This is a genomic window from Arachnia propionica, from assembly GCF_003932785.1.
Classification (GTDB): domain Bacteria; phylum Actinomycetota; class Actinomycetes; order Propionibacteriales; family Propionibacteriaceae; genus Arachnia; species Arachnia propionica_B.
The window spans coordinates 1-5,148 of the sequence record NZ_RQYT01000078.1 but is presented as its reverse complement, the minus strand read 5'-3'; the positions used below and the strand labels follow the sequence as shown (position 1 = coordinate 5,148).

Sequence of the window (5,148 nt, the reverse complement as noted above, 5' to 3'; positions counted from 1 at the left end):
TGGGCCGTCTCAGCAAGCCTGCACACCACCACACTGCCACTACTGGCCCTCGAGCACGCCCTCCAGTCCACGGGCGCCAGCCGCGGCCATGAAGGCCTGATCCACCACAGCGACAAAGGCTCCCAGTACGTCAGCCTGGCGTACTCACAGGCACTGATCACCGCAGGAGTGACAGCCTCTGTGGGCACCGTGGGCGACTCCTACGACAACGCCCTGGCCGAGACAGTCAACGGGCTCTACAAGACCGAACTCATCGCCTCCAAACGGGTGTGGGAGTCCATCGAGGCCGTCGAGCTGGCCACCATGGGCTGGGTCCACTGGTGGAACACAACCCGCCTGCACCAAGCCCTGAACTACCACACCCCCACGGAAGTCGAAGTCGCCTACACTCACCACCAGGACCCAACACCCGTTGCGCCCTAACCCCGGAAAAAACTCAGGACGCTTCACCCTCGCCGCGGCCTACACCACCATGCGATTCCTCATCCAAACACGCCAACAGTTATGAAACCACCTCTAAGTCAGGTCTCCCGCCAGACCACTGAGACATCACGACCGATCCGCTCAGCAACCCGAGGCAGTGACCACGCCTGATCCAACCCCCCGGGCGATCGCAGCCCGATCGGTCATCGTCAACATCCGCCGCAACACAGCCTCCCACTTTTGACCAGCACTGTTGCCACGACCCTATGACACTGCCGCTGAGTCAGCCGCGGAGAGCAGTTCCCAGCTTCAAGCGTCCGCCCATGTGAAGTATGCCCCGCTGGTAAACTCTCCCAGCCACCAAAGTAAGGATTACGATCAGAATCACGCAAATCAAGCTGGAGAAAGCCATTTCCCTGTAGGAGATGGCGCCGTATGTGAATCGCACTGGCGCCGCGAATGGAGCGGAGAAGGGGATGTATGTCAGCACTTGAGCTGTTATTCCGTTTGGTGAGTTAGATACTAAGAACATGGTTGCATAGAAAGGAATAAAGAGAAGCATCATTAGTGGTCCAGTGATGTAACCCGTGTCTTCCTGCCGGGAAACTAAAGCTGCACCGCCCGCCCAGAGCACTGAATATAGCATGAATCCGAGAACCATCCAGAGCAAGGACCATAACAATGGTGCATCGATGGAGATATCCAATAGTTCATTTAGACGTGTTGCCTTCAAGCCTCCTATGATTGCCGTTACGACGAGCGAGACATGGGCGAATCCTACCGCCCCGATCCCTATTATTTTGCCCGCAAGCAGTTGCTCGGGTTTAATTGCCGCTAAGAGGATTTCCACGATTCTGCTGGTCTTTTCCTCAACGACTCCAGTGGCTAAAGCTGAACCTGTTGACACTATCAGATATAGCGTTAGGCCCATCAGAGTCATTGACACCGAAAACTTACTCGGGTTCCAAGATGTCTCAGCTGCTGAGTGATCTACTTTAAGAGGCGACGCTGCGATCTTGTTCCTGATTTCTTTTGGGTCTCCTCCGAGGTCTTTAATGGCAGCGTCGATGACGAGTTGGGTAATGGTGTTCCGAGCGGTTTCGATGATGAAGGGCGGAGTCTCCGGTCCCGTGTAGAGTATGTAGGAATCTTCTTGGTAATCTAAGCCGGCTACGGCTTCTCCGTCAGCAATGAGCCTTTTGATGTTATCTTTGCTGGGGGCTAAACTGAGTTCAAGCGGTTTTGTTGGGGTCTTCTCTTCAGACTTAGCTTTGATGAGGGCTGCGGTATTTGAGGCCTGTGGAGTAACCGCGAATTTCTCGGGCTCTATGCGGTCTGAATTGCCGATTAAGTAGGCGGCGGCTGACAATGCCACGATGATCAAAATTATGACGATAGACACGGAGAGCACGCTTGTTTTGGTGAATAAACGAGTGCGAATTTCTCGACCGGCTACCAAGGATATGGTCTTAAAAGGGCTCATGGTTCCTCCCTTGCCCTCCGGTTCTCATTGTCCAGATCTGAGGAGACATGCTCTCGATATATGTCCGCCAAGCTGGGTATCACTGGCCTAAATTCTCGAACGGGGCCTGTCCTCAGTGCGGTATGCAGCAAATCCTGTTCGTCGAAGTTAGCTTTCGAGAATTCAATGACAGCTTGAGTATTGTCTCTGTAAATGAGGGAAGTCCCTTGAAGTTGGGACACCCATTGATCCGCTTTGCTGATGACACCTGGGTCAGCGGTAATGGCGTAACGTGATTTGGCGCTACTTCGGAGTTCGTTAATCGCTCCCGCTGCGACCAAGGTCCCTTGGGACAATATCCCGACACTGTCGCTTACCCGCTCGACAAGTTCAAGTTGGTGCGATGAGAACATCACGGAGTGGCCGGTGTCAGTATATTCTCGGAGGACCTCGACCATTGCATCAACAGCTATGGGATCTAGTCCGGAGAAGGGCTCGTCGAGTATCAGGAGAGCGGGCTGGTGAATCAGGGCTGCGGCAAGTTGTACACGCTGTTGATTCCCCAAGCTCAATGCTTGCAATTCATCATTAGTGCGTGGAGTTAATCCGAGGCGATCTAGCCATTTGTTTACAGTGTGCTTTGCCTCCTTCGTGGAAAATGTGTGCAGGCGAGCGAGATATATTAGCTGTTCCCCAACTTTCATGCGTGGATACAGTCCACGCTCTTCTGGCATGTATCCGATTTTTCGCCGTTCCTGGATCCCTATGAATTTCCCGTTCCAAGTGACCGTTCCTGAATCGGGGGCGAGGACTCCTAATATTATTCGCATGGTTGTCGTCTTGCCTGCGCCATTTGAACCTACAAAACCAAATATTTCTCCTTCGCGTAAGGAGAAAGTGAGACAATTGAGGGCGCGGGTGCTCTTAAACGTTTTGGTGAGCCTGTTGACAACGACCGTCATTGGTTCCCCCTGTCCTTGGCTGCAGGGGGGGGCGTGGTGCGTGGCCTTCGGCCAATGCGAATCGCGACAAAACTGACCCATAGCAAAAGAACTGTGCAGGCCAAGAATATAGCGGTGCCGCGAGGTAAGAAGCCTAGGATTTTGTCGTTCTTGTCAGCATAAATCGACAGGATGAGTAGGTAACCGGCGAGTGTGGCGGTGAACCAAGCAACGATGTAGAGACGGATGCCAGTAGGGCAGCTTCCTGGCCTTGGGGCAAACCTCTCTGCGCAAGTGCGAGGGGTGCCGAAAGCTACCCAAGGGGAAGTTCCACTGTTCGCGGAACGGGAAGCTACGATGCGAACAGCCTCTTCGACTTCCTTTTCGTTCATCCCTCTCAGGCGAAGACGTCGTGCCAGTTCTGTCGTGTATTTCTGGATCTTATCTGGCGTCTGGATCATTATGGTCCGCCTCTCTGACGGGGCTCAGTGCCAACAAGCGAGGGCTGTCCCCTCCACTGTGGACATAGTTGGGTTAGATGTTTGAGTCTTGATTCTGTGAGTTGTTCGTTGTACTTACTTGCTGCACCCTGCCCTCCGGCATGACAAATCCTCTGGACTATGCCCTTGTTCTCTAGCTCACGCAGTTCGAGATAGAGTATTCTGTCAACAGTCATATCCAAACTATAGCGCCCACTCCCTCGCGTGATCCTGTATCTGCTAAGTGGGCGCGAACCTGTGGTCCTCGACGCTGTTGCGCAGAGGGGGCTGTGTTGCCGCTTGTGCGGCCACTGCGGCGTGGCCATAGATCCATTAAACCACATACTGTGCAGATTGTCAACTTTGGGTGTTGAGAGGTCGTTTCTAAACGGGCTCTTCACAGAAGTGAGTGGATCAGGGGTCTGAACCCGCCCGCGTCGAGTAGGCATCTGGCGACGTAGTTGACGATGCTGCCTCGGGCGGTGCCGCGGAGGTGTTCGAGCAGTCCGTTGATCGCTTCGGTGGGGCCGTTCGAGGTGCCTGGGTGGTCGAAGAACGCGAGGATGTCATCGCGGCGCCGTTTCATCGTCTGCCCGAGCGAGCGGAGCTCGTCGAGGCCGGCGGGAACCCCGGCCTTGATGGCGTCGATCACCCGGGTCATGATCTTCTTCCCTTCCGCCGGATGGTCGGCTTGGTAGGCGTCGATCACGTCTTGGTAGATGCTCCAGGTGACCTCGAACGCGACATGCCGCTGGTCGGCGAACACCTTCGCGAGCCGGTGCTGCTGTTTCTCGGTGAGCAGCCCGGCCCGGGTTCGGGCGACGCGTCGGATGCCGTAGAGCGGGTCACCGGAGCGGCCCCGATGCCCCAGCGTCTCCTGCTGGACGCGCTGCCGGCAGCGGTCGAGCTTGTCCCCGACCAGGGCCACCACATGGAAAGGATCCATGACCGTGACCACGGTGTCGATCGCTTCGACGGCGGCGGTCTTGTAGCCGGTGAAGCCGTCCATCGCGACGATCTCCACCCGGTCCCTAAACGCCCTCGTCTGGGCTTCGAGCCAGGTCTTGAACGCCTGCTTCGAGCGGCCCTCGACCACGGCCAGCAGGCGTGAGGGACCGGTTCTGGTCCTTGTCGGGGTCAGGTCGATGATGACGGTGACGTACTTGTCGCCGTGACGGGTATGCCGCCACACGTGCTCATCGACGCCGACCGTGGTGACACCATCAAGCCGGTCTGGGGTGTCGATGAGCAGCTCGGTACCAGCGGCTAGGATCGCATCCGAGGTGGTGTTCCACGCGACGCCAAGGTTGGCCGCGACCCGGGCGATCGACATCCGGTCGACCACGATCGACTTGACCGCCAACATGATCGCGTCACGCGACAGCTTCCCCTTCGACGGCGCCGCCGCCGTGATGCTGTGACGCCAGATCCGTCGACACGGCCAGCACCGGTACCGCGGAACCACCACCTCCAGGATCGTCGGCTTCCACCCCAACGGCACATGCGCCAACCTGCGCAACACCGCATCGTGCCGGACCCCCGGTCCGGCGCAGCCCGGACACGGCGATGGCGGTGTGGTGGGGCGGCAGCGCAGCACGGTGTGATCGGGTTCGACGCGCTGGGCGGTCACGGACAGCCCGAGACGGTCCAGCCGGCAGAACGTATCGAGGCAGGGTGGGGTAGCGTTTCGCACAAGGGCCCTTGGGTTTTCAGATGTGGCTTAGACACCTTCATCCTGCCAACCCGAGGGCCCCCACTACCAGCCCGACCCTCCGGAGCGCCACCGAGCGGGTCGCTCAGATGCCACAGCCGCCCTCGGCTCCACTGCCTTCTGTGAAGAGCC

At 57.3% G+C, this 5,148-nt stretch carries 4 protein-coding genes; 1 reads left to right on the top strand and 3 read right to left on the bottom strand.

The window, feature by feature from the left end; translation table 11 throughout:
- Positions 1–423: integrase core domain-containing protein (locus tag EII35_RS15215; RefSeq protein WP_148098956.1), on the top strand; the 423-nt coding region annotated here is incomplete at its 5' end.
- A 283-nt stretch (positions 424–706) separates the two neighbouring features.
- On the opposite strand, the gene EII35_RS15210 is transcribed toward EII35_RS15215, so the two are convergent.
- The 3 genes from EII35_RS15210 to EII35_RS15200 all read right to left on the bottom strand — a co-directional run bounded on the left by EII35_RS15210 (position 707) and on the right by EII35_RS15200 (position 4,998).
- Positions 707–1,906, bottom strand: a complete 1,200-nt coding sequence (locus EII35_RS15210) for an ABC transporter permease (protein ID WP_125229308.1) — start codon at positions 1,904–1,906, stop codon at positions 707–709.
- Entirely contained in the window at positions 1,903–2,847 is a 945-nt protein-coding gene (locus EII35_RS15205) for an ABC transporter ATP-binding protein (protein ID WP_125229307.1), read from the bottom strand. The genes EII35_RS15210 and EII35_RS15205 overlap by 4 nt, the downstream gene beginning before the upstream one ends.
- 855 nt (positions 2,848–3,702) lie before the next feature.
- Positions 3,703–4,998 (bottom strand): ISL3 family transposase, encoded by a 1,296-nt coding sequence (locus EII35_RS15200; RefSeq protein ID WP_125229306.1) that lies wholly within the window; start codon positions 4,996–4,998, stop codon positions 3,703–3,705.
- Positions 4,999–5,148: the final 150 nt, after the last annotated feature.

Coding starts and splice junctions, on each gene's coding strand:
- EII35_RS15210 (WP_125229308.1), bottom strand. CDS start 1,906: ATGAGCCCTTTTAAGACCATATCCTTGGTAGCCGGTCGAGAAATTCGC.
- EII35_RS15205 (WP_125229307.1), bottom strand. CDS start 2,847: ATGACGGTCGTTGTCAACAGGCTCACCAAAACGTTTAAGAGCACCCGC.